The organism is Photorhabdus laumondii subsp. laumondii (assembly GCF_003343245.1).
In the GTDB taxonomy this organism is placed as follows: Bacteria; Pseudomonadota; Gammaproteobacteria; order Enterobacterales; family Enterobacteriaceae; genus Photorhabdus; species Photorhabdus laumondii.
Genome location: NZ_CP024901.1, coordinates 1 through 24634 on the forward strand (window position 1 = coordinate 1; position 24634 = coordinate 24634).

28 protein-coding genes are annotated in these 24634 nt (G+C 41.8%); 8 read left to right on the forward strand and 20 right to left on the reverse strand.

Features of this window, described 5'->3' with window-relative positions; translation table 11 throughout:
* The first annotated feature begins 233 nt into the window (after positions 1 to 233).
* The 5 genes from dnaA (at position 234) to PluTT01m_RS00025 (ending at position 6894) form a co-directional block, all read left to right on the forward strand.
* Positions 234 to 1622, forward strand: coding sequence for a chromosomal replication initiator protein DnaA (dnaA, locus tag PluTT01m_RS00005; protein WP_011144414.1), 1389 nt, complete (start codon positions 234 to 236; stop codon positions 1620 to 1622).
* Between the two features lie 4 nt (positions 1623 to 1626).
* Positions 1627 to 2727, forward strand: a complete 1101-nt coding sequence (dnaN, locus tag PluTT01m_RS00010) for a DNA polymerase III subunit beta (RefSeq protein ID WP_011144415.1) — start codon at positions 1627 to 1629, stop codon at positions 2725 to 2727.
* Positions 2728 to 2748: 21 nt separating this feature from the next.
* Positions 2749 to 3840, forward strand: coding sequence for a DNA replication/repair protein RecF (gene recF, locus PluTT01m_RS00015; RefSeq protein ID WP_011144416.1), 1092 nt, complete (start codon positions 2749 to 2751; stop codon positions 3838 to 3840).
* A gap of 19 nt (positions 3841 to 3859) precedes the next feature.
* Positions 3860 to 6274, forward strand: coding sequence for a DNA topoisomerase (ATP-hydrolyzing) subunit B (gene gyrB, locus PluTT01m_RS00020; protein ID WP_011144417.1), 2415 nt, complete (start codon positions 3860 to 3862; stop codon positions 6272 to 6274).
* Positions 6275 to 6414: 140 nt separating this feature from the next.
* Positions 6415 to 6894, forward strand: a complete 480-nt coding sequence (locus PluTT01m_RS00025; RefSeq protein ID WP_011144418.1) for an Hcp family type VI secretion system effector — start codon at positions 6415 to 6417, stop codon at positions 6892 to 6894.
* A 795-nt stretch (positions 6895 to 7689) separates the two neighbouring features.
* On the opposite strand, the gene PluTT01m_RS00030 is transcribed toward PluTT01m_RS00025, so the two are convergent.
* The 11 genes from PluTT01m_RS00030 to PluTT01m_RS00080 all read right to left on the reverse strand — a co-directional run bounded on the left by PluTT01m_RS00030 (position 7690) and on the right by PluTT01m_RS00080 (position 16693).
* On the reverse strand, positions 7690 to 8013 hold the full coding sequence (locus PluTT01m_RS00030; protein WP_041379844.1) for a hypothetical protein: 324 nt from the start codon (positions 8011 to 8013) through the stop codon (positions 7690 to 7692).
* On the reverse strand, positions 8013 to 8768 hold the full coding sequence (locus tag PluTT01m_RS00035) for a DUF4225 domain-containing protein (protein ID WP_011144419.1): 756 nt from the start codon (positions 8766 to 8768) through the stop codon (positions 8013 to 8015). Before PluTT01m_RS00035 ends, PluTT01m_RS00030 begins: the two co-directional genes overlap by 1 nt.
* A 166-nt stretch (positions 8769 to 8934) precedes the next feature.
* The gene (gene asd, locus PluTT01m_RS00040; RefSeq protein WP_041379845.1) at positions 8935 to 10041 is read right to left on the reverse strand and encodes an aspartate-semialdehyde dehydrogenase; all 1107 of its coding nucleotides are present in this window, start codon (positions 10039 to 10041) and stop codon (positions 8935 to 8937) included.
* Positions 10042 to 10250: 209 nt separating this feature from the next.
* Positions 10251 to 10472 (reverse strand): ogr/Delta-like zinc finger family protein, encoded by a 222-nt coding sequence (locus tag PluTT01m_RS00045; protein ID WP_011144421.1) that lies wholly within the window; start codon positions 10470 to 10472, stop codon positions 10251 to 10253.
* A gap of 76 nt (positions 10473 to 10548) precedes the next feature.
* A complete protein-coding gene (locus tag PluTT01m_RS00050; protein WP_011144422.1) occupies positions 10549 to 11634 on the reverse strand; it encodes a phage late control D family protein in 1086 nt (361 codons plus the stop codon).
* On the reverse strand, positions 11631 to 12095 hold the full coding sequence (locus PluTT01m_RS00055; RefSeq protein ID WP_011144423.1) for a phage tail protein: 465 nt from the start codon (positions 12093 to 12095) through the stop codon (positions 11631 to 11633). Before PluTT01m_RS00055 ends, PluTT01m_RS00050 begins: the two co-directional genes overlap by 4 nt.
* A gap of 2 nt (positions 12096 to 12097) precedes the next feature.
* Positions 12098 to 14524 (reverse strand): phage tail tape measure protein, encoded by a 2427-nt coding sequence (locus tag PluTT01m_RS00060; RefSeq protein ID WP_232507890.1) that lies wholly within the window; start codon positions 14522 to 14524, stop codon positions 12098 to 12100.
* A complete protein-coding gene (locus tag PluTT01m_RS00065) occupies positions 14517 to 14636 on the reverse strand; it encodes a GpE family phage tail protein (protein WP_011144425.1) in 120 nt (39 codons plus the stop codon). The genes PluTT01m_RS00060 and PluTT01m_RS00065 overlap by 8 nt, the downstream gene beginning before the upstream one ends.
* 14 nt (positions 14637 to 14650) lie before the next feature.
* Positions 14651 to 14968 (reverse strand): phage tail assembly protein, encoded by a 318-nt coding sequence (locus tag PluTT01m_RS00070; RefSeq protein ID WP_011144426.1) that lies wholly within the window; start codon positions 14966 to 14968, stop codon positions 14651 to 14653.
* A gap of 26 nt (positions 14969 to 14994) precedes the next feature.
* Positions 14995 to 15510 carry a phage major tail tube protein gene (locus PluTT01m_RS00075; protein WP_011144427.1) on the reverse strand — a complete coding sequence of 172 codons (516 nt, stop codon included), beginning with the start codon at positions 15508 to 15510 and terminating at the stop codon, positions 14995 to 14997.
* A 10-nt stretch (positions 15511 to 15520) separates the two neighbouring features.
* On the reverse strand, positions 15521 to 16693 hold the full coding sequence (locus PluTT01m_RS00080; RefSeq protein WP_011144428.1) for a phage tail sheath protein: 1173 nt from the start codon (positions 16691 to 16693) through the stop codon (positions 15521 to 15523).
* 417 nt (positions 16694 to 17110) lie between these two features.
* On the opposite strand from PluTT01m_RS00080, the gene PluTT01m_RS27310 reads away from it, so the two are divergent.
* The 3 genes from PluTT01m_RS27310 (at position 17111) to PluTT01m_RS28125 (ending at position 18380) form a co-directional block, all read left to right on the forward strand.
* Positions 17111 to 17662: a hypothetical protein gene (locus PluTT01m_RS27310; RefSeq protein WP_011144430.1), complete on the forward strand. Its 552-nt coding sequence runs from the start codon at positions 17111 to 17113 to the stop codon at positions 17660 to 17662.
* A 15-nt stretch (positions 17663 to 17677) separates the two neighbouring features.
* The gene (locus PluTT01m_RS00095) at positions 17678 to 18208 is read left to right on the forward strand and encodes a tail fiber assembly protein (protein WP_011144431.1); all 531 of its coding nucleotides are present in this window, start codon (positions 17678 to 17680) and stop codon (positions 18206 to 18208) included.
* Between the two features lie 79 nt (positions 18209 to 18287).
* A complete protein-coding gene (locus PluTT01m_RS28125) occupies positions 18288 to 18380 on the forward strand; it encodes a tail fiber assembly protein (RefSeq protein WP_071824074.1) in 93 nt (30 codons plus the stop codon).
* A gap of 57 nt (positions 18381 to 18437) precedes the next feature.
* On the opposite strand, the gene PluTT01m_RS00105 is transcribed toward PluTT01m_RS28125, so the two are convergent.
* The 9 genes from PluTT01m_RS00105 to PluTT01m_RS27065 form a co-directional block, all read right to left on the reverse strand.
* A complete protein-coding gene (locus tag PluTT01m_RS00105) occupies positions 18438 to 19034 on the reverse strand; it encodes a tail fiber assembly protein (protein ID WP_011144432.1) in 597 nt (198 codons plus the stop codon).
* Positions 19034 to 19522: a phage tail protein gene (locus tag PluTT01m_RS00110; RefSeq protein WP_011144433.1), complete on the reverse strand. Its 489-nt coding sequence runs from the start codon at positions 19520 to 19522 to the stop codon at positions 19034 to 19036. Before PluTT01m_RS00110 ends, PluTT01m_RS00105 begins: the two co-directional genes overlap by 1 nt.
* Positions 19522 to 20649, reverse strand: coding sequence for a phage tail protein (locus PluTT01m_RS00115; protein WP_011144434.1), 1128 nt, complete (start codon positions 20647 to 20649; stop codon positions 19522 to 19524). Before PluTT01m_RS00115 ends, PluTT01m_RS00110 begins: the two co-directional genes overlap by 1 nt.
* Positions 20646 to 21260, reverse strand: coding sequence for a phage tail protein I (locus PluTT01m_RS00120; RefSeq protein WP_011144435.1), 615 nt, complete (start codon positions 21258 to 21260; stop codon positions 20646 to 20648). Before PluTT01m_RS00120 ends, PluTT01m_RS00115 begins: the two co-directional genes overlap by 4 nt.
* Positions 21253 to 22251: a baseplate assembly protein gene (locus PluTT01m_RS00125; protein ID WP_011144436.1), complete on the reverse strand. Its 999-nt coding sequence runs from the start codon at positions 22249 to 22251 to the stop codon at positions 21253 to 21255. The genes PluTT01m_RS00120 and PluTT01m_RS00125 overlap by 8 nt, the downstream gene beginning before the upstream one ends.
* Positions 22252 to 22255: 4 nt before the next feature.
* Positions 22256 to 22597, reverse strand: coding sequence for a GPW/gp25 family protein (locus tag PluTT01m_RS00130; protein ID WP_011144437.1), 342 nt, complete (start codon positions 22595 to 22597; stop codon positions 22256 to 22258).
* On the reverse strand, positions 22597 to 23439 hold the full coding sequence (locus PluTT01m_RS00135; protein ID WP_011144438.1) for a phage baseplate assembly protein V: 843 nt from the start codon (positions 23437 to 23439) through the stop codon (positions 22597 to 22599). The genes PluTT01m_RS00130 and PluTT01m_RS00135 overlap by 1 nt, the downstream gene beginning before the upstream one ends.
* Before the next feature lie 496 nt (positions 23440 to 23935).
* A complete protein-coding gene (locus PluTT01m_RS00140) occupies positions 23936 to 24139 on the reverse strand; it encodes a tail protein X (protein WP_011144439.1) in 204 nt (67 codons plus the stop codon).
* Between the two features lie 282 nt (positions 24140 to 24421).
* Positions 24422 to 24586, reverse strand: a complete 165-nt coding sequence (locus PluTT01m_RS27065) for a hypothetical protein (protein ID WP_164488458.1) — start codon at positions 24584 to 24586, stop codon at positions 24422 to 24424.
* Positions 24587 to 24634: the final 48 nt, after the last annotated feature.

A 24634-nucleotide genomic window follows, 5' to 3' on the forward strand; every position in this document is an offset into this window, starting at 1 on the left:
GCTTAAACTGTGTAAAAGAATGAAGATCTATATCGTCTTTTGCGCTATGATCCCAAGCCATGATTTGGATCTTATCCTCGGATCATGGGGGAGCGATGACATTAAAAATCGCCATACACATGACAATTGATCCTTCCTCACCTTAGAGGAGTCGTTGTTTTGTACCCAACATAATGAGCTAACCACTCCGATTTCTTTAATTGTTAATTGGCCTTGTTTTAGGGGAGTCCACCGTGTCACTTTCGCTTTGGCAGCAATGTCTTGCCCGATTGCAGGATGAATTACCTGCCACAGAATTCAGTATGTGGATACGCCCCCTTCAGGCAGAGCTAAGTGGTAACACGCTGGCACTTTATGCCCCAAATCGGTTCGTTCTGGACTGGGTAAGAGAGAAGTATATCAACAATATCAATGGATTGTTGAATGACTTCTGTGGAGCAGAAGTACCATTATTACGTTTTGAAGTTGGCAATAAACCCGTTTCCCAAAACGATAGCCCACCACAAAGGGTTGTTACTCATACGCCGGTTGCACCTGCACCACAAAACACATCAGTACGCCCCAGTTGGGATAACACCGCGGTACAACCCGAGCTCTCTTATCGCTCTAATGTTAACCCAAAACATACTTTTGATAACTTTGTTGAAGGTAAATCCAACCAACTCGCTCGTGCTGCTGCAAGACAGGTCGCTGATAATCCCGGCGGTGCCTATAACCCACTATTTCTTTATGGTGGTACCGGTTTGGGTAAAACCCATCTATTACATGCCGTAGGTAACAGTATTATGGCACGTAAGGCAAATGCCAAGGTGGTCTATATGCATTCTGAACGTTTTGTTCAGGATATGGTCAAGGCATTACAAAATAATGCAATAGAAGAGTTCAAACGCTATTACCGCTCTGTCGACGCATTATTGATCGATGATATTCAGTTTTTTGCCAATAAAGAACGCTCGCAAGAAGAGTTCTTCCACACATTCAATGCATTACTGGAAGGTAATCAACAGATTATTCTGACATCAGATCGCTACCCAAAAGAGATCAATGGGGTAGAAGATCGGTTAAAATCCCGTTTTGGCTGGGGACTAACCGTTGCAATTGAACCACCGGAACTCGAAACCCGTGTCGCTATTTTGATGAAGAAGGCAGACGAAAACGAAATCCAGTTACCAGGAGAAGTCGCTTTCTTTATAGCCAAACGTCTGCGTTCTAATGTCCGTGAGCTTGAAGGGGCATTAAATAGGGTAATAGCAAATGCCAATTTTACTGGCCGAGCGATTACCATTGATTTTGTACGTGAAGCATTACGTGATCTGTTAGCATTGCAAGAAAAACTGGTTACCATTGATAATATTCAGAAAACAGTCGCTGAGTATTATAAAATTAAGGTGGCCGATTTACTTTCCAAACGGCGCTCCCGTTCCGTTGCCCGTCCAAGGCAAATGGCAATGGCGCTGGCAAAAGAGTTAACCAACCACAGCTTGCCTGAAATCGGGGATGCCTTTGGTGGACGTGACCATACAACTGTGCTGCATGCTTGTCGTAAAATCGAGCAACTGCGTGAAGAAAGTCACGACATCAAAGAGGATTTTTCTAACTTAATCAGAACATTGTCTTCCTAGTGCTATGAAATTTATCATTGAACGTGAGCAATTGTTAAAACCACTGCAACAGGTCAGTAGCCCGCTGAGTGGGCGCCCTACTCTGCCTATTCTTGGTAATTTATTACTACAGGTTACAGAAGGCTCCCTGTTGCTGACCGGCACAGATTTAGAAATGGAAATGATGGCAAGAGTCACGCTTTCATTGCCACACGAAGTAGGTGCAACCACAGTACCGGCACGTAAATTCTTTGATATCTGGCGAGGTTTGCCAGACGGGGCCGAGATCAGTGTAGAACTGGATGGTGACCGCCTATTGGTGCGTTCTGGTCGCAGCCGCTTCTCACTTTCCACATTGCCCGCATCTGATTTTCCAAATCTTGATGACTGGCAAAGTGAGGTGGAGTTTTCACTGCCTCAGGCCACACTGAAGCGCCTTATTGAATCAACTCAGTTCTCAATGGCTCACCAGGATGTCCGCTATTACCTCAACGGTATGTTGTTTGAAACCGAAGGAGAAGAGCTACGTACAGTTGCAACCGATGGTCACCGTCTGGCAGTCTGTTCTATGGGAATTGGTCAAAAATTGCCTTCCCATTCAGTCATCGTGCCACGTAAAGGCGTTATTGAACTCATGAGATTGCTGGATGGTGGTGATACTCCGCTACAGTTACAAATCGGTAGTAACAATATTCGTGCCCACGTTGGCGACTTTATTTTCACCTCTAAATTGGTGGATGGACGTTTCCCTGATTATCGTCGTGTATTACCAAAGAACCCAGATAAAACTCTGGAAGCTAATTGCGATATGCTGAAACAGGCTTTTTCACGTGCAGCTATTCTCTCTAATGAGAAATTTCGCGGAGTTCGCCTTTATTTCAGTGAAAACCAGCTAAGAATCACAGCAAATAACCCTGAACAGGAAGAAGCCGAAGAGATTGTCGATGTCAGCTACCAAGGGGCTGAAATGGAAATAGGCTTTAATGTCAGTTACGTACTAGATGTTCTCAATACACTAAGATGTGAAGAGGTCCGTTTACTACTGACTGATGCTATTTCTAGTGTTCAGATAGAAGACTGTGCAAACCACAATGCGGCTTATGTCGTGATGCCAATGCGCCTGTAACCGGATTTTTATTTCAGGTATATGACTCTCACGCGTTTACTTATCCGCGATTTTCGTAATATCGCCGCCGCTGATTTGCCTCTAGCTACCGGATTTAACTTTCTGGTTGGCTCTAATGGCAGCGGTAAAACCAGCGTACTGGAAGCGATTTATACGCTGGGTCACGGGCGCTCTTTTCGTAGCATTCAGGCAGGACGGGTAATCCTTCATGGCTGCGATGAGTTCGTTCTGCATGGGCGGCTAGGGCAACAGGAGAATGAGCGGGAACGGTCTATCGGCCTGAGTAAAAACCGTAATGGCGACAGTAAAGTCAGAATTGATGGTAGTGATGGCGGTAAAATTGCAGAACTGGCTAAGATGTTACCTATGCAGCTTATTACTCCAGAAGGGTTTACCCTGTTAAATGGCGGGCCAAAGTATCGACGGGCTTTTATTGACTGGGGGTGCTTTCACAATGAGCCACGCTTTTTTTCTGCATGGGTAAACTTAAAACGGCTACTCAAACAACGCAATGCAGCACTACGGCAAGTTACCCGCTACAGCCAGATACGGCCTTGGGATCAGGAATTGATACCACTCGCTAACCAAATAAATCAGTGGCGTGGTGAATATGTTACAAACATCACTCAGGATATCACGAATACCTGTAAGCAGTTCTTACCCGAATTTACATTAAGTTTCTCTTTTCAACAGGGATGGGACAAAGAGAGTGATTATGCTGAATTACTGGAGCGCCAATTTGAGCGTGACAGAACGTTAACCTATACAGCTTCCGGCCCACATAAGGCAGATCTGCGCATTCGTGCAGAAGGAACGCCAGTAGAAGATATGCTATCCCGCGGTCAATTAAAGTTACTGATGTGCGCACTGCGGCTAGCACAGGGTGAATATTTCACCCGACAGAGCGGACAACAATGTCTGTATCTGCTTGATGATTTTGCCTCCGAACTGGATACCAGCCGCCGTCAGTTGCTGGCCGCTCGTCTAAAATCCACGCAAGCTCAGGTATTTGTCAGCGCGATAAATCCTGACCAAATAACAGACATGCTTGATGGAAATAGCAAGATGTTTCGCGTGGAAAATGGCAAAATAGAGGTTCAACCACAGGATTAAAAATGAGCGAGAAACGTTGATGTCGAATACATATGACTCCTCAAGTATCAAGGTATTAAAAGGGCTGGATGCGGTGCGTAAACGTCCGGGCATGTATATCGGTGATACAGACGATGGTACCGGCTTACACCACATGGTCTTCGAGGTTGTCGACAACGCTATCGACGAAGCCCTCGCAGGCCACTGTAGTGAAGTTATCGTCACTATCCATGCTGATAACTCAGTCTCCGTACAGGATGATGGCCGTGGTATTCCTACCGGTATACACGAAGAAGAAGGTGTTTCAGCAGCCGAAGTTATTATGACGGTGCTGCATGCGGGGGGTAAATTCGATGATAACTCTTATAAAGTCTCCGGCGGTCTGCACGGCGTAGGGGTTTCTGTTGTTAACGCCTTGTCTGAAAAGCTGGAATTGGTTATCCGCCGTGACGGCAAAGTTCATGAACAGACTTATCACCTTGGTGTGCCACAAAGCCCACTGAAAGTCGTTGGAGAAACTGAACAGACAGGTACCCGTGTCCGTTTCTGGCCGAGCATGGATACTTTCCGTGATAACACAGAATTCCAGCACGACATTCTGGCTAAACGCCTGCGTGAACTATCCTTCCTGAATTCCGGTGTATCCATCCGCCTCATTGATAAGCGCACTAATATAGAAGACCACTTCCATTATGAAGGTGGAATTAAAGCGTTTGTTGAGTTCCTAAATAAAAACAAAACTCCCATTCATCCAAATGTTTTCTATTTTTCTACAGAAAAAGATGGCATCGGTGTTGAAATCTCAATGCAATGGAACGATGGTTTCCAGGAAAATATTTATTGCTTTACCAATAATATCCCACAACGCGATGGGGGAACTCACTTAGTTGGCTTCCGTACTGCGATGACACGTACTCTTAATAGTTACATGGATAAAGAAGGGTACAACAAGAAATCCAAAGTCAGCGCCACTGGTGATGATGCTCGTGAAGGTTTAGTTGCTGTTATTTCCGTTAAAGTACCTGATCCAAAATTCTCTTCTCAGACTAAAGACAAACTGGTCTCTTCCGAAGTGAAAACTGCGGTTGAAACGCTGATGAATGAGAAGCTAGTGGAATACTTATTAGAAAATCCAAACGACGCTAAAACTGTCGTCAGTAAAATTATTGATGCTGCCCGTGCTCGTGAAGCAGCCCGTAAAGCGCGTGAAATGACACGTCGTAAAGGCGCTCTTGATCTGGCTGGGTTGCCAGGCAAACTGGCGGATTGCCAGGAACGTGATCCGGCACTCTCTGAACTCTACTTAGTGGAAGGGGACTCTGCGGGTGGTTCGGCAAAACAGGGCCGTAACCGCAAAAATCAGGCAATTTTGCCGCTAAAAGGCAAAATCCTGAATGTCGAAAAAGCGCGTTTCGATAAAATGCTCTCTTCTCAGGAAGTGGCAACCCTGATCACCGCATTGGGCTGCGGTATTGGCCGTGACGAATATAACCCAGATAAGCTGCGTTATCACAGCATTATTATCATGACGGATGCGGATGTCGATGGTTCTCATATTCGTACTCTCTTGCTGACTTTCTTCTATCGTCAAATGCCAGAAATCATTGAACGTGGTCATGTGTTTATTGCTCAGCCGCCACTGTATAAAGTCAAAAAAGGCAAACAAGAACAATATATTAAAGATGATGAAGCAATGGATGAGTACCAACTATCCATTGCACTAGATGGTGCCTCACTTTACACCAATGAGCACGTACCAGCCCTGAGAGGCGAACCGCTAGAAAAATTAGTGACCGAATTTAATGGTGTTCAAAAAATCATTAAACGCATGGAACGTTTGTATCCGCTAAGTTTATTGAATAGCCTAATTTATCATCCGAATCTGACCGAAGAAACATTGTCTGATAAGGCGAAAGTTGAAGAATGGATTGAAATGCTGGTCACCCGTTTGAATGACAGTGAACAAAACGGCAGCAGCTACAGTTATCGCCTCCATGAAAATCGTGAGCGCCAAATGTACGAACCGGTTCTGTGTGTTCGTACACACGGTGTTGATACTGATTATCTATTGGACTTCGATTTTGTCCACGGCGGTGAATATCACCGCATCACTCTACTAGGTGATAAGCTTCGCAACTTGATCGAAGAAGACGCGTACATCGAACGTGGTGAACGACGCCAACCGGTTAGCAGTTTTGAACAAGCGCTAAACTGGTTGACTAAAGAGTCTCGCCGTGGGTTGTCTATACAGCGTTATAAAGGTTTGGGAGAAATGAACCCTGAACAGTTATGGGAAACAACCATGAACCCGGAAACTCGCCGCATGATGCGTGTGACAGTAAAAGATGCCATTGCAACTGACCAACTGTTTACAACTCTGATGGGTGATGCTGTTGAACCTCGTCGAGCATTTATTGAAGAGAATGCCCTGAAAGCAGCTAATATTGATATCTAGTTGATATTATTATAAATTTAAAAAAGCGCTCATATTGATTCTCTATGAGCGCTTTTTTTATCTGTTATTTATAACCAATAAAGTGTAATTTATTTAATGTTTCTGTAAAACATCACTTAAATATAATCTAAGGGTATAATATGGCTGACATGATTTACATGACAATAAAGGGAAAAAAACAAGGATTAATATCGGCTGGATGTTCTTCTGTTGATTCCATTGGTAATAAATATCAAGCAAACCACTTTGATCAGATATTAGTTTATAGCTTAAGCCATGCGATAACACGGACTCAAAATGTCGATCATCAACCCATTATTATCCAAAAACCTATCGACAAATCATCACCATTACTCGGTGTTGCTATTTCTGAGAATGAGTCTCTTGAATGCTCTATTGATTTTTACCGAACTAATTCAAATGGTGCTCAAGAACGTTATTACAATATAAAGATCACTGGTGCCACAATCACTGAAATAAGTGTCTTACATCCACATTCATTGAATCATAATGAGCTTCCACCACAGGAAAGTATTTCGTTAAAATATACCAATATTACCTGGAATCACCTTATCGCAGGTACTGGCGGTTATAGTATTTGGGATGACAGAATTTATTAAATAATCAAAACAAGGCGTTTTAATTTAACGCCTTTTTTCATTAACGAATTTTCTTGGTAGAGCCAAAGCATATAAAACAGAAAATATCACACTACCTATTCTGATTACTTCACTATTTAAATTAATAAACATTGATATAATATCATGGTAACCATCATATTTAACAATAAACAATTGAATTGAACCAAACATTACTATTATAAAGAAACCAAAAACAGAGAGTACATAACTTCTTTTTTTTCTATGGAAATTTTCATAAAAAAAAGAAAAAATAAAATAATCAATGATAAAGAATAGTACAGAAAAATATCCTGCCAATTAGATTGAATGGAAATTGTAACATCTATATAGTCCATCATTATTTTTCCTTTTCTAGCTGACAAATACTCAGAGCTGTAGCGTTATCAACAATTAGTCCAGTAACTAAATTAATTCTGACATTTTATTATATCTTTGAAAAAATCACCTAGAATATCTTCTTGGCATTAAAATAATATACAATAAGGAAAATATAAAACCACCAACCTTTATACTTTCATTTTTAAAATTAATAAAATTAGGTATATTGTACTCATATCCTGTCAAAATCAATTGAACACTAAATAACTTTCCAAAATAGTACTAAACGTTACATAACATATAATTCTATGTATAACAATTAGTTGAAGAAAATCATATATATCGGAATTATGAAACCTTATTTAATATAGCATACTATGTTTTCAATAATTAAACATTAACTTAAAACTTACTCTACCCATTGATAAGTTAATTTTACAACCATTTAATTTTAAATTAATCCCCATATTTTCTTGGTAACATGCACGCATATAAAACAGAAAATATCACACTACCCACTCTAATTACTTCACTATTTAAATTAATAAACATTGATATAATTTCATGATAACCATCATATTTAACAATAAACAATTGAATTGAACCAAACATTACTATTATAAAGAAACCAAAAACAGAGAGTATATAACTTCTTTTTTTTTCTATGAAAATTTTCATAAAAAAAAGAAAAAACAAAACAATCAATGATAAAGAATAGTACAGAAAAATATCCTGCCAAGTAGATTGAGTGGAAATTGTAACATCAATATAATCCATCATTATTTTTCCTTTTCTAGCTGATAAATACTCAAAACTGTAGAAACATCAACAATACCTTCTGTAGTTAAGCTCACAACTCCCATTTCTCTCCATCCTCTGATAAAATCACTATTAATATTTCTAAATAAACTCCAAGATTTCTCTCTTGGCTTCAAAACTTTTCTAAAAATGCCATAACCTGAAAGCACTAAATCAACAGTTGCATAAGTAATATCTGCATCTTTATCACTTAAACCAATTTTATTAGCAACATACCTATATCCTTCTCTGACACCACCATTAATATTTTCTCTGTACAGTAGATAATATCCATTTTCAACAACATTATTATACCCATGGGCCATTAATGGCGCACCGAATGAGGCACATGCTAACCCTAAAGAAGCTTTACAGACTGTATAACCTGCAAGAATTTGAGTGCCGCCACCAACAAACCCGATCTGTTTTAATATAAGATTAGTATAACTTGATTTCTCTTTTTCCCTTTCAATTATTGCATATTGCTTTACTCTGTTTGCTGTCAAACAGAAAGCTTGTTCTTTTAAGTGATCTATTTCAAACTGAATAATCTCAATTGCACCATTTGAAGATAAACAGTGAATACGAACCTGACCTAATATATCCTCTACAAAAAGATTTATTTTTGAATTAAAATCCATTCTTATTTTACTATGAGTTAGATAGCGAAAAGATAAAGTTTTCGCTAACTCTCTTAATTCCCTTACCTTTAAATCCAGTAGGTTATCTTGCTTCATATCTCCCCTTATAAAACCGATTTCTTATTTTCAAATCACAAAACCATTAACATAACTTATGTAACATAACAAAAAAAAACCAATAAAGAAACAATGAACAGAGCTATATAGATAAATCCACTCGAATAACGAGTGGATTTTCACATAAATAGATAGATTAAAATTATTAAATCAAGATACGTAGCATACGACGCAGAGGCTCTGCTGCTCCCCACAGCAATTGGTCACCGACAGTAAAAGCAGATAAATACTCTGGTCCCATATTCAGCTTACGTAAACGCCCTACAGGAGTATCCAAAGTTCCCGTTACCGCCGCCGGAGTTAATTCACGCATACTCAATTCGCGATCATTTGGAATAACACGAACCCAGTCGTTATGCGCAGCCAGTAATTGCTCAATTTCAGGAATCGAAATATCTTTTTTCAATTTCAAAGTAAATGCCTGGCTGTGGCAACGCAGCGCCCCAATACGTACACACAAACCATCCACAGTAATGATGTTATTACCGGTATTCAGGATCTTGTTGGTTTCTGCCTGACCTTTCCACTCTTCACGGCTTTGGCCATTATCAAGCTGTTTATCAATCCACGGAATCAAACTACCTGCCAACGGCACGCTAAATTTCTCAGTTGACATAACTCCGCTACGGGTGAAATCCGTTACTTTTCTTTCAATATCCAGAATAGCCGATGCCGGATCTTGCAACTCTTTTGCTACCTGAGTATGTAGAGATCCCATCTGAACCAGTAGTTCCCGCATATGACGAGCACCTGCACCAGAAGCTGCCTGATAAGTTGCAACAGAAGCCCATTCAACCAAATCATTAGCAAATAAGCCCCCTAAAGACATCAACATTAGGCTAACGGTACAATTACCACCAACAAAAGTTTTTATGCCTTTATTAAGACCTTGCTGAATATGCGTATGGTTAACTGGATCTAAAATAATGATGGAATCATCATTCATACGCAGCGCTGACGCTGCATCAATCCAATATCCCTGCCAACCCGTTGCCCTTAACTTTGGATAAATCTCATTAGTATAATCTCCCCCTTGACAGCTAATAATAATATCCAAAGCACCAAGAGCTTCGATATCGAAAGCATTCTGTAACGTACCTTGCTGACCAGTAAAATCAGGTGCTGGCTGTCCGTGTTGTGATGTCGTGAAGAATACCGGACAAATAACATCAAAATCCTGCTCTTCAATCATACGCTGCATTAATACTGAGCCGACCATACCGCGCCAGCCGATAAAGCCCACATTTTTCATCATTATTGTCCTACTTTGGTAAGTGTTGATCAGTGATTCTGATTACACCAAAGCTGACAAAATATGACTAGGGACGCAAGTGAATTTATTAACTAATTCACAAGATATTTAGCAACGTAGCTAGCAGAAAGATATATAACAAATCGAGCATCCGAGTAAAAAGCCACCTGTTTTTTTGGTGGCAAATATTTACAATTAACTTTTAATTTTCAAGTCACATTCAATTGAGTTTTAGTTTTTTCTTTGGGATGCGGCTTAACACTTATTACTTCACCAGGTTTGGAAATAAAGCGGACAAACGTTTCATGGCTGACGAAAGTTGCACCACAATTGATGTTTTGACATTGATTATAACGTTCTTTTGTATGGCAGGAATGCTCAAAGCTGCTGCGTGCATGAGCCGCTTTACCACAAAGAGGACACTTGATCATATTTTCTTACCCTTAACTAAAACATGAACTCTCATAATGTGAACAATATAGCAATGAGATCTCATTTGAAGAACATTTATTTCATATCGAGATCATCAATTTTTAATTCCAGAGTCAGTGCTGTTGTAAAACCACCATCAGATCCATTCACCGTGTGAGTGACTGTCGTTAATGTCCATTCGGCAGCATCTATTTCTGGTTTAAAGCCGGTAACTTTGATTGGTATTTCAGGGTAGAGATCTGCACGCCCCTGAGCCAGTTGAATCGAAAACGTCGCTGCCCCACGTTGTATTTTCTCCCAAGCAACTTTGGCAGCACGTTTAGCGCTGGCTTCATCAGCATAAATACGGGAAAGTTCCAATACGTTATCTTTGCTACCTACTAAATAAGAGGTTAATTTATCAGCATTTTTCTGACTTTTTCGCTCAACGGTTAAGGTATGTTTTTTCTCCGGTTTACGGACATCCAACCAGTTTGCTACCACGCCGGTATAAGCCTCACGATCGGACAGCGTAAAATTATGATTGTCACCAGACCGACGTGTAATCACTAATCCAGGGATAACCGCACCACTGGCTGTTTTATTCTGTCCTTGCCGAATAAATATCAACTTACCATTTTTTACTGAAGCAATTGCTCCTTCCTGCCTTGCCAAGCGCGTAAGAAAACTACCATCTGACTCATTCGTCTGATCAATATGGTTAATAAATATCTTCGCAATATCCTGATGCAAATCGGCGGTAAGGTTATTTCTCGCCGCGATAGTATGGACAATATCACCTATCGTTTTCTTATGATAAGACTCTTCACGTCTCATATTGAGAGATTCACGGAAATCAGCACTACGGGCACGAATTGTTAATTTATCCGGCGCTCCACTGTGACCAATTTCATCCACAGTAAAACGCCCTTTACTAATCAGTGGCTGATCACGCCATCCTAACGCCAATGAAATTACATTACCTCTGGAAGGTAGCACCAAACTTCCATCTGCATCATCCAGTTCAATATCAAGCTGGTCAGCTTCAAAGCCACGATTATCGGTCATTGTGAGTGACATCAGGCGCGATTGAATGCGCCCGCTGATATCTTTATTGTCAATTTCCAAAAGAAATGCCGGTGCACTGCCTTTTTCGGAACCTCTGCCAAATTCAGATGTCATGACAATACCTCTCTGACTCTATCTGACAAATTGTCTGTAAGCATAGAGAATTGTTCCTGAAGATCACCGAACATTTCACCTAGAGAACTATCCACTCGCCGTAATGTCAATGTGAAATCAATTTTGCGGGCAGAACCATTCGACATAAATTCAGTTTTCGTCTGGTCAATACTCTCAATGACAAACATACCGTAAACCGTGCCACTGCCATCTATAAAGGACCAAGCTTTACCGCTATCAGCCATCACTTGTAATACCGTCAATGATAAACGACCACCGGTAATTTCTGGATATAACGAACCGGAAAGTGTCATTGTGTCGTTACCCGGCCCCAGAAATTGCCAAGCAGGCCGTATCCCGATACGGCTGTTAAAAGCATGCCGCCATGACTGCTGATGTTGCATACTCTGGTATGGTGTGGTCTTCAACATAAAAACAAATAAACCCAGTGCAGCCATCATAATTAGAATTCTCCTCTATCAGAGAATGAACTGCGTAAACGCGCCTGCTGTTTACGTTCCCGATCATCCAATTCGCGCCTAACCGCTGCTGCAATATCCTGCGCAGATTGCCCCGGTGCACCATAGATATTTATATGATAGACCGGTGATTCACTGCGATACTCTACCATCTGCCGTTTGTCTGCTTTCTTTTCCTGAATCTGAGGATAAGCATGAACCGGTAAGCTCTGAACATGCAATGGTGCGGTTCTGGCTGCGGCAGAAGGTGCCATTACGCTCAAAGAAAATGCCGCAGCGGCAGCAAGTTTGGCAGTCTGTCGTCGGCTAATAACATTGACAGGGCCAGTGACAATCTCTGGTCCATATTCACCCACAATACCAAATCGGCCAGCCGGAATAATGCCCCCTTTGTCATGCTTGGGCAGAACCGAACTAACATTAGGACTCACATTATTACTGGCGTCTTTTGAAATATCTTCCTTTGACCGCATCCAGTCAGGGAGATACTCAGACAATGAAGTCAGTTTATTTTTCAGGGCTTCCCATTTTTCATTAATCCCCTCCAATAAACTGTTAACTATCGCTGTGCCAACCTCTTTAAATTTACTGGGCAGATTCATTACGTCAGTAATAATTTCATTCCATTTATCCGAAATCGATATTTTAATATTCTCCCAGATATCCAACGTGTTCTGCTTAACTAATTCCCAAGCATTACTGATATTAGTTTTAATACTTTCCCAGGTTTGCAGAACACTCTGTTTAATGGATTCCCATTTCTCACTTAGGCTAATTTTAATATTTTCCCAAAGCTGAGAAATTTTCGGCCCCAATGTTTCCCAGTTTTGCCAAATATAAACAGCAGCCATAGCAATGACACCAATAATGGCGAGGATTGGGTTAGCCATCATCAAACGACCAACGATCATCATGGTGCTACCCAACATTTTCAGAGCATTCCCGACTAATCCGAGCGCCCTCACACCAGTACTACCAAAGAAAGTAAGACTATATTTCGCTACAGCTAATGGAAGCAATATCGAAGCGATCGCCTGTGCCAATGCGCCAAACACAGTTAATATGCCTCCGACCACCACCGTAATAGTCGCAAGCGTTGCAGCCAAGCGTGGGTTGGCTTCCATCCATTCACTGACTTTATTGACTACATTTGTTACTTGCTGAGTGACTTCTCTTGCAGGACCTTCTACGCCAGAAAACATCTGAACGCCCAGATTACTCCAAGCGGCATTGAGTTTTTGGATATCACCGGTGAGATTATTCGTCACTACAGATGCAACTTTTTGGGATTCGCCTTGAACACGTTTTAGTTCAGCGATAAAAGTTTGCAATCCTCCCTGCCCTGCCTGATTTACCAATACATCCAAAGCAGGAGCAGCATTTTCACCACCAATTGCGGTGAAATAACTCGTACGTTGTTTACCGCTCATTGAACGGGTTTTATCATCTAGTTCAACGAGAATATCAGGTAATTGCCGTAAATTACCTTTAGCATCACGAGTTTTAATATCTAGTTGTTTCAATACGGCAGCAGCAGCTTTAGGCGGTTCAGCCAACCGACTTAGTACATTGCTTAAAGCCTCTCCAGCTTCACTTCCCTTAATATTGGCATCACTTAACTTTCTTGTAGCAGCCGCAACGGTTTCAATATCAATCCCCAAAGAAGTGGCCGCTGGAGCGACAGATTTCATGGTGTCACCCAATCCCGCCAACGTTGTTTTTGAGCCAATAAGCGTTGCCGTCAAAACATCACTAACATGCCCCATCTCTTCGGATTGTAATTTAAACCCTTCCAGTACATTAGTACTAATATCAACCACATTGGCGAAATCTGTACCGCTTGCCTGAGACATTAATACCGCACCAGGCATCACATTCTTTATCTGGTCAGGAGAATACCCCTTGGAGGCATACAGGCTCTGTCCCTGTGCAATCTGACTGGCCGGAATCCCTGTACTTTTGCTCAACTCACGACTTTGGTTAAGCAACATGGCGTATTCAGGAGAATTTTTTTCAATATTGGTTTGTGCCTGAATTTTAGACATTTGAACATTAAGATCATAACCGGGCATCAGAAAGTTTTTACTGGTTGTCAGTATCTTACTACCGGCTGATTTTGCACTAGCACCATATTGACTAACGCGGTCACGAAGCTCTTTGATTTTGCTATAACGACCTTCACCGCGATTTTCTTCCTTTTTGTCACTGGTATGCGCAGTTTCCTGCGCATATTCAGGAGCAGAATAAGATTTAATTGCTTCATAAGTCTGATTTAATCGCTTAAATTCATCACGATTTTGCCGGAGAGAATCTGCCAACCTTTTATTGTTTCGCTGGGCAGATTTCAAGGCGCTGGTCAGCTTATTAACGGACTGTATTACCAATTTAAGCTGTGACTGTGTATTACTCATTTTCTGCACCACTTCGTAAGATGGCCCGATGTCGCCAGTCCAGTAATTCCGGTAGTGACATTTCATCTGTCACTGCCGGAGACCAGTGGAAAACGGTGGCAATATCTGCCACCAATTCATCTACGGTTAGTCGGTCTGGAAACCGGACTTCGCCGACTTCGGTAACAAAAAATTGACCACCTCAACACTGAGATTAATCAGATCGCCGGGTGTCATTGACAACAGGTCGCTTTTAGTGAGCGCTGGTGTGGTAACACGTGGCAAAACCAATATCATTGAATCCACATCCATCTCCAGCAAAGCCTGTAGCCGAGCACCACGCAGCGCGCCACTGTTCGGTTTGCGCACCACCACTTCAGTGATGTTGCTACTACCACGTGCAAGCGGTTCTTCTAATACGATTGTGCGCTGCTCGTCGTTTTGAGTAATTAGTGTTTCTGTCATGGTTCAACCTTGTTTATCCGATTAGATTAAAGACCCATAGCGCGACGGTGATCTGCCAAGCGATCCTCACCATTAACGACTTCAACCATGTTAACGGTATCCACTTCGATCAGAACTTCACCATCCCATGTCAATTTGAAATAGGTGTTTTTAGCGCTGATTTTGGTCTGAGTATTATCTCCCTGCTTATAAGCACCGTGGTCAAACTCATGGAAACGGCCACGCATCACGATTTCAACAGCAATCACATCGCTGGTATCATCGCGCTGGCAGGAGCCCGCAAAGCGCAACATTACGCCATCAGCTTTGGTCAGACCCCATTGCCGATAATGTTGAGCTTCCATACCTCCCAGAGTAAATTCAACGTCCAATGCACCTTCATCCAAGCCTAAGTCCACGGTTGCGCTACCGTTCATACCACCGCCACGATAGGTTTCCAGTTTACGACTCAGCTTAGGCAGAGTAATTTCTTCCACGATTCCCTGATAACTATTGCCATCATTAAACAAGTTCAGGAATTTAAGTTTGCGAGGTAATGCCATCTGTGTCCCCTTAGCCGTTTATGCTTTTCGCGAAATCCATCAGGTAACGATCTGTAATACGCTGGCGTAACATCATGTTTTCCAGTGGTGGTACAGGTGTATAGTCGTAATCGAGGGTCAATTTGCCCGCTTTCAAGGTGTCTTTATCATTGGCGTTTTCGTCATACCAACACTGACCGTCAATAATGTAACCCCCAGATTTCAGTTCGCGGAACTTAGCATTGATACCTTCGATAATGTCTCGTACCAGTGAAGGAGTCAGTGGTTTATCGATTGCCCACATATGTGCTTCCGCCATAGTGTCAGCTAATACTTGGGCAGTACGAGTGTAACTTTCGAACTGGAACAATGGGTCATCAGCGCAAGTACGGGAACCCCAGAAACGGAAACCGTTCTTACGGATAAGTGTCGTGATACCATTTTGGTTTAGCAGGCCTGAGTCTGTTGCTGGATCTTGAAGATCCCAGAAGACGTCTGCTGAAAGACCGGTCACACCATTGACACCGATGTTGGACAGTGTTTTGTGCCAACCTGTTTCTTCATCAATTTTTGCACGCAAACCCAATGCACGAGCAGTCGCGTAGGCGATAGTTTCTTTATTAGAAACCGTATCCCAACTCAGGAAATCAGGCCAAATCAACATCAGTTCTCGTTGACTGAAGTTTTTGCGATATTCGATAACTTCTGAGATAGTCTTACTGCCATAGGCACTGATATAAGCCATTGCTCTCAGTTTCTGCGCGATACTCGCCAACTCAACAGCAACAGCTTTTGTATCCAGCCCAGGGACTCCCAGAATACGAGGCTTCACACCTAATTGGCTTTGTGCTGCCAACAGTGCCTGTATACCGGTTTTCTTACCTTCACTAGTTGTAGTACCAATGATATTGGTGGTGGTATCACCTTCCGTTTCACCTTGTGCTACACGGACAACAACAGTAACGGGTTTAGACTGGTCTGAAATAGCTTTAAGTGCCTGAGGCAATGTACCGGTTTTACCAGCTTTGCCAATGGCGAGTGAAACATCAGTAATCAAGACCGGAGTGTTTAGTGGAAAAGTTTTTTCGTCTGCTTCAGGACCAGTACAGACCATACCAACAATAGCGGTGCTAACTGTAGTGATGGTACGCGTGCCCTCGTTAATTTCCTGTACACGGACGCCGTGATGATAATCTTGTGCCATATTAGCGGTTCTCCTGTTAAGGTGTCCCGCTATGTTGAAGTATCCGAATTATTAAATCATTCGATGGGAAATGTGTGGGAGATGGTACAAATCAGGTTGCTTAATTTATTATTTTTTCTAATTATTCAACTATCTGTACTTTATAGAAAGTGGAAAAGGAAACCTCTATAAATCAATATCTGTTTCTTCTGTCGTGAACTTTTAGTTCTGTTCATTGATTATTTTTTCACAGATTTTCCCTACAAAAATAGATGATAATTTATACACATCAACGCATTTCTCTGTAAACCACAGTTCTGGTCATTTATTGACACCCGAATATAGCCAATCTTCGCCATATGTAACCCTGCCTAATACCATTATGAGACTATTATTATCGAAATTATCACGGATTGGCGAGCTTTTAAAAACCTTGGTTTGATAGAAACCGTTACTAAAGCCGCAGACGCGTTGCAACGCAGCGGTGGCAATGTAACAGGTGACATAACTATTACTACTGATTCTATGCTGAGTTGGAACAGAAACACCGACTTTGCCTCTATCGGTTTTAAAAACACCGGAGATGGTGATGCAGACTCCTATATGTGGTTTAAAACAGGGGATAATGGTAACGAATATTTCAAATGGCAGCATGCCCTTTCTGGAGGGCCAACTAATGAATGGATGAGCCTTAAATCTGATAATCTTCGGGTTAGAGGGTATCAAGTCTATCATGAAGGATATAGACCAACCGCTGCGATTATTGGCGCTTATACAAAATCAGAATCAGACACGCGTTATATTCAAGATATTCGTTTTGGTGCCAAAGAGAGCGCGCAAGTACAGAAAAGTTCTGGAGATACAAACGCAAGTGGGTATGCCATTACTGCTGTAATAAATGGAAACAGAAATGAGCTAGTTGACACCGTAAACCGTAGGCCGATACAGAAGAAAGTTAACGGCATATGGATGAATATATCCAATATTTAGTAAGGTGATTAATATATGCAAAACATTAAAAATTTTTCCCAATATACACCTGACTCAGAACAAGCCAGAAAAATCATTGAAGATTTTAATGTCATTTATTTGAAATCAGAAGACGGTCAAGACTGGTATGAATGCCAGAAAAGCTTTAATCCTGATACAATCAAAGTAATGTATGATTTTAATAATGTAATCCGTTCTATATCAGGAGATGTATCAGCTTTTAATCCAGAGGGAATGAGTGTGGCTGAAGTAAGTAATCTGCTTGATTCTTGTGATATTTCAGGCCAATGGCAATATATAAATGGCGCTATTGTTCCGCGTAAGTACACAAAGGGCGAGTTAGTTGCTCAAGCAGAAAGACGTAAAGAAGAATTGTTAGCCCTTGCCAGCAATACTATTGCTCCCTTACAGGATACCGTTGAGCTAGAAGAAGCAACTCTGGAAGAGATAGAGCGACTCAAAGCCTGGAAAAAATACCGAATGCAAGCAAACCGCATTGATCCCACCATAGCACCAGATATTGAGTGGCCCGCACAACCAGTATAAATAATATAGGCCCGCCGTTCACAAACCGCAGGCCTTTTTCTACTCTGACTCTTTAGGTTAATCAATAAGTATTTACCTAATGTGCCAGGTCTTATTGGAATGGAAAAAATACCTAGCCATACTAAACCGGGTTGATACTTCAAAAGCATCGGAAATCGACAGGCTAACATAGCCTGTCATCACAGAAAAAAGACCGGGGACAGGATAATGCCCGGTCTTGATAATTTTATTATTTTGGTATTTGTGGCCAATCAACATCTGAAACCATTGAAGTATCAACACGGCTCAGTAATACCACATATTTCTTCCAGGCAAGCAATAATGCTTTTTCTGTGTCAGAGGCCATCTCAGTCTCAATAGCATATTGTAATAAAGTCATGACTTCATCAGCCTGTTGGCGAAGAGTGACACGGTGTTGTTCTGCCTGTTCAATCTGACTGTTTTTTTGAGCTTCAATGTCCGTTACCCATTTTTCACCATCCCACTTATCAAAATCAGTGTTTGGTTGTTTGCACGTCAGTGTTTCTGGTAATTCGCCCGGTTTAATGATTTCCTTCTGTTCCCCAGTTTGGGTGTCGTAAGCTATTTTTCCTCGATAATCTGGTACAATTTGCCAATCGGTTAAATCAGATGAACGGCAGGCGATATATCCCTCTTCGGTATCAGGTGGCACGTCTGTGCAAGAATTAGCAGGAAGACCGACACCAACGGGAAGATACTCATCAGAACTGTTTAAATATTCCAGCGTAATCGCATCGTAATTAAACACAACGATACTTCCGGTACTGATAGCAATATTATTTTTATCCAGTACAGCCTTATTCATCAGGCAATCCTCACAATGTAATTAAATGCCACGCTTCGTGGGCGTGTTTCTATTCCTGTTGAAGCAGCAATCGCATTATCCATATAACCGAAACCACCAGCTCCCATTCCCATAGCGATGCCTAGTCCGCGAGGATCAATACCGTAGTTAACGTTTTGGTAGACACTATTGAGAATATAGCTTGGTGTACCCACCTTCTCAGTTCCACCATTTGAGTTGGACCACATCCGTTCAATTCTGTGACTATGTGGAGCAATATCTGCCAATTGAAAGGATAGGAGATATCGACCGACATCCACCCCACGTCCATCATCCCAGCCCCGGATAAATTCACCACGTAAATCAGGTAATCTACCACTGGGATAAGTTTCCGCTAATTTGGGATATAAAGACTTATCAAAGATTGCCCCATTACATTTCACCCAACCATTTGGTGGTATGTCAGTCGGTATTCCTCCCGGGATCTCTTCAAGTACAGACATGAGCATTATGCTGCCCTTACAATATAGTTAAACGCTACGTTACGTGGCCTTGATACCCCTATATAAGCTGCATTGGTAGTCCAGGTTGTTGCTGAACCTCCAGAAGCTCTAGCTCTTAATGGAATATCTTTATTTTGGGGAGTATCCCATTGTAATTTCGTACGCTCATTAACTGAGAAGTTAACAACATTATCAGCAGCTTGTTGAGTTTCCTGTAGTAAATAAGACCCTTCTTGCCATACCAATAATGTACGGTCTGGATCAACGCCACGTTTGTCATCCCAACCGCGAATAAATTCCCCGCGCAAATCGGGCAAATTACCACCAGGATAAGCCTTGGCTAATTCCGGAAATTTCGCTTTATCAAAGGCCGCACCATTGCATTGTAACCACCCATCCGGCAGTGTTGCCGTCGGCCAAGGAAGTGGTACACCTATCGGAATTAGCTTTTCCAATAAACCAAGGTTTTTCACAAAAGCATTTTTATCTAGGATATCCGCGCCATTTTGGTTTTTTGCCAATTTACTATTAGCATTATCATAAGCTGCTTTTACCGCTTTGGGTGTTGCTGCTGTAGTTTCATCATTACTGTTAATGGCACTATTAAGTTTTGTAAAACCTTTCTCTGTCAATGTGGCATCTGGGTGATTACGGCTTTTTTCATGTTTCTGGATAGAGCTATCTACATAATCACGAGTCGCCAGAACGACAGAGGGATCGATTTTCAGCGTTACCGAATCCGTATTGCTGACAATCAAGATCATTCTGATAGTTTGTGTTCTACCCGAACCTTCCTGTAATTGTGGTTTATAGGTTTCCGGGCAGTTTGCTACTGCAATCAAGTTACCTTCACCATCAAACAAACCAATTTCACGCATCCACCAACCACCCTCACCTTCAGGGATAATTTGTTCGGCAATAATTTGGTTTGTGTTTACCGGGTCGACACTTAATGTATTAATTGCAGCACGACGCTTTTCATTAATTAATTTTGTCTGATTGACGTCAGGATCTGGTAATTTACCGCCACCGTCACCAACAGCCATGTGAGTAATATCGACTTTTGTCCCCAAAGCAGCAGCGTTCGCCAGTTTCGCCGCGCCTAGGTTAGTTAAAATTGCAAAGTATTTCATGGTGAAACCCTCAATGTATCTGTCTCGATCAAATGAATTGCAGCTCCTAAAGGAGCATTGTCGCTAGTTGTGATGACGTCAGGGAGATATTGGTAAACAGTGAGGTCATCTCCACTATAACTCGTCGCAGCGCAATAAAACTCGCCCTTAACATCCAGGTTGATTGACAAACCTATCAAATGACGGCTTACAGGCTTGGCATCAGAAATTAGCCGTTCCAGCTCTAAAAAAGTTTCTTCGGTGATCCCATTTTCCTGTACCCCTATCGCCAACCGGAATGTGCCCGGTGTTTCGTTGTTCAGCCACCATTCCTTTATTTGAATGAGATAGCCAAGCGGTTCTACCACACGACGGACAGCACCAATGGTTCCCTTATGTTTGTGCAGAAATAGCGAATTTTTTATTACGTCCCGCTTAGTGCTTACAGGCCAGTTTTCGTCCCAACGATCAACCGACCACGCCCACGCCAGATAGGGTAGTAATTCCTCAGGGCAAATATCAGGATTCCAGAGTTGGCGAAGTGGTACTGGAATATTCTGCAATTGCGAACATGCCTTAGCAGCAGCCAATTCCAAAACCGTAGAACCTGTTGGTAACAGGCGGTCATTCATCAGAACCTCCCACTATCAAACCTGGATTTGGCTTGGAACAATCATCAGTTTGTGTTTTCCCTATTTCCAGTTTTGCACCGGTACAATAAGGAGCCTGATCTTTACACAGAATTATGTCCTTCGTCGGGGCTCTCAGTTCTACCTGTTGTACTCCTGCGACATGCAGGGCAGCATAAATGGCAGATAACCGAATATCTCTCCCCAACTTATGTTGATCTAGCACGTACTTATCCATATTTTGTTGAGCCAGTTTACGGATAGGTTCAGATTCAGGTGTCGGATAGAGATAAAGCACAGCATCAATTTGATATTCCACTATGTTGGCTGACTGTACTTTTACCCGATCAGCAACCGGTCTGACGTTTTCGTCATTAAGTGCCGCAATCACTTTATCCAATAACTCTTGTGAAGCTACACCGCTATGCTCTTTATCCTCTTCGTCTTCTTTATCTTTTTCCCATTTCCATTTCCGCGACAAAACAGTCACCGTCACATTGGCTGGTGATGGGCTGACGACGGAAACATCTGCAACAGTTTGATATTCGCCTTTGTATTCATTTCTATTAGCATGAATACTTTCATTAACTTTAAGGGCATGATATTCATACGCACCTATCGGCCCTGCAACACTTAGCCCTTCGAAGGCTCTTTGGATACGATCACGGAAGGTACTATCAGGCTCCATAACTGCCCGAGTAACGTTATAGTTCGCTCCTAACTGGTCTAAATCTCTATTGGTTGCATAGGCCAACATTACTGCACGAGCGGCTTCATTAACCCGCTGGCGCAATATCAACTCCCGGTACGCGTTTTCCTCAAGTAACTTAACCAGAGGTTCGGATTCCAATTCCAATGTTCGTGTAATAGCATCCCGTTGCTCTTCAGGATAAAGAGATATTAATTTGGCTTTACGTTCAGCCAACAGGCTTTCATAATCCAGTGGCTCGACTACATCAGGTGGCGGCAACTGGCTTAGATCAATGGTCGGCATTGTTTTACCTCACAGGGATAGATAGAGAAAACCCCCCAGGGGACAGCTGATAATGACCAGAGATATCTACTGTCATTTTGCCGTCTTGTTGGGTATTTATGGTGATAGCTGTCAGATTAATTCTCGGTTCCCAGCGGCTGATAGCTGTATAGGTGGCTGCCATCATTTGCAGGCGTAGAGCCGCGTTCTGTGGCCAGTCAATTAATTCGGGTAGCAGGGAGCCATAAGTACGACGTTCCAAACGACTACCAACGGGGGTTAGTAAGATGTCGCTGACAGACTGGCGTACATGATCCAAATCCGTCAGGCTACGACCGGTTTGTCGATTCATTCCAAGGTACATCATTATACTGGGCCTCCTGTTGTTGCACCGCCTGCCATGACACCGGTGTGTTGGTGCGAATGTAGGGTTACACCATTAGAACTGAGTTTTCCGCCTGTGTTCTCGACATTACCTTCCAGTTTCGTGTTACCTTTCAACGTCAGTTCTGATGCCTTCAATTCGATTTTTTCTTCTGCTTCACACTTGACTTCATGTGATTTCAGTTCGAGCTCTTTTTTTGCATCCAGCCCAATCTTGTTGAGTGCTTTCAAGTCAATTTTGTTTTTTGCATCCAGCCCAATCTCGTTGTATGACTCCAATTTAATCTCGTTATATGACTCTAGTTTTATTTCGTTGTTTGCTTTTAGTTTTATATTCGTCGCTTCAAGATCTATAGAATATGAAGCCTGTACCTTAGCAGTCTTAATACCTGTTACCTTTAAGGCTCCAAATTTCGGCTCATATTCCATTCTTGCCCCATCAGGAAAAACAATATGAACAGCTTGTTCAGAACGACCCGATGGTGCCGCAGATTGATTAGAATAGATGGCTGGTAATCCACTATCAGGAAAATCAATATGGTCAAAAGTCGATGGCTCCGGAAATTGATTAGAATAAATAGCTGGCAATACAAAGGAGGTGGTCAATTCACCACCAACAGATAACAGCAAAACTTGCTCACCACGGCTGGGAGCCCACCAAGTTCGGGAATTACCTGCTCGCATTGTTAACCAAGGCCGCCAGTCAGTTTCGAGATTGCCTGTTGCAATCCGGCACACTCCCCGGTTGGTATCTACCTCGGTAACAACACCAGTTCTGATCAGATTACGCAATAAGCGCAAAAGTTCTGTTAGTTGTGTATCCATGTTTGGAAAAATGCCATTTGGTGGTTGTGGGTTTATGTATGAAAGAATGCCAGCAAAGACAGTTGCCAACATCAAAGAGGAATTGTAAGAAAGACAAAACAAGTTTCTTGAAAAGGGAAAAGATAACAATATAAATTAAAAAGCCCCTCCCGTAATCGAGAAGGGCCTTTATGTAATCTATGTTACTAGGTAATTCTTTTGTTAAAGTTTGACTCTAATAGTTCAAAAAATTCAAATTTTCGCTGCTTGACTATATATTAAGTATAACGTTCCAGTTCAACTGTTTATTTATCTAGCCAAAATAGATAAGTTTAATTTCCTGATATATACCTGTCATCTTTCAAGTTGCTTCTTTGTTGGCTGCACTCACTCACCCCGGTCACATCGTTATCTATGCTCCCGGGGATTCGCTCCCTTGCCGTCGCGATGCATCTTGAAATCCATTGGGTATAGAGTGATAACTCTGTTTAAAACCATCAAATTAGTATGGATATCTTTAATCCCATAGTTGCAAAATAGGTTTCGTTGTAGCTGTCATAATTTCCGGCATCTCAACTTCTGTACCATGTGGCAGAATTACACCATATTCAGCCAAACCTGGGTTAACTAATAGTACTTGTTCTGTCATGCCTTGAGTCCGACCATAATGACGCCAGCATAAAGCATCAACAGTATCATTCTGCTGTGCAATTATTTTCATTAGGTATACCCCCCTCTAATTTAGTCAATATTGTTAAGTTAAAGTGTTATGGTGCGCTGAATAGTGGGAGAGAACCAATGAAACAATATTGTTAAGGAAACAGTACAAATGAGAAGCAAGAAGCCACTTTTCAGTGGCTAATTTATAATTAATCATATCTTCCAAAATTTGCTGAGTTCATAGGCAAAGTCTATTTCTCAGCTCATTTTCCAATGCAATCATTATCAACTTAGAAACTTTAGATTATTTATCATACAGAATTCCCACATTTATCTGCCGCATTTATTCTTCAAGCGTTTCGTGGTGGTTAATAAGTTGTTCTGCAAGTGGTGTCGACAACTCAGCAATCCAAACTAAAGCAAGTTCTTTATCTTCAGCATGATTACATTCACAGCTCGTTGCCATTCTGGCTATAAAATTAATACGTTGCGCTATTACTGATTCCATAAGAAAGTCCACTGACAAACTTACCTCCGCATAACATAACTGTATATA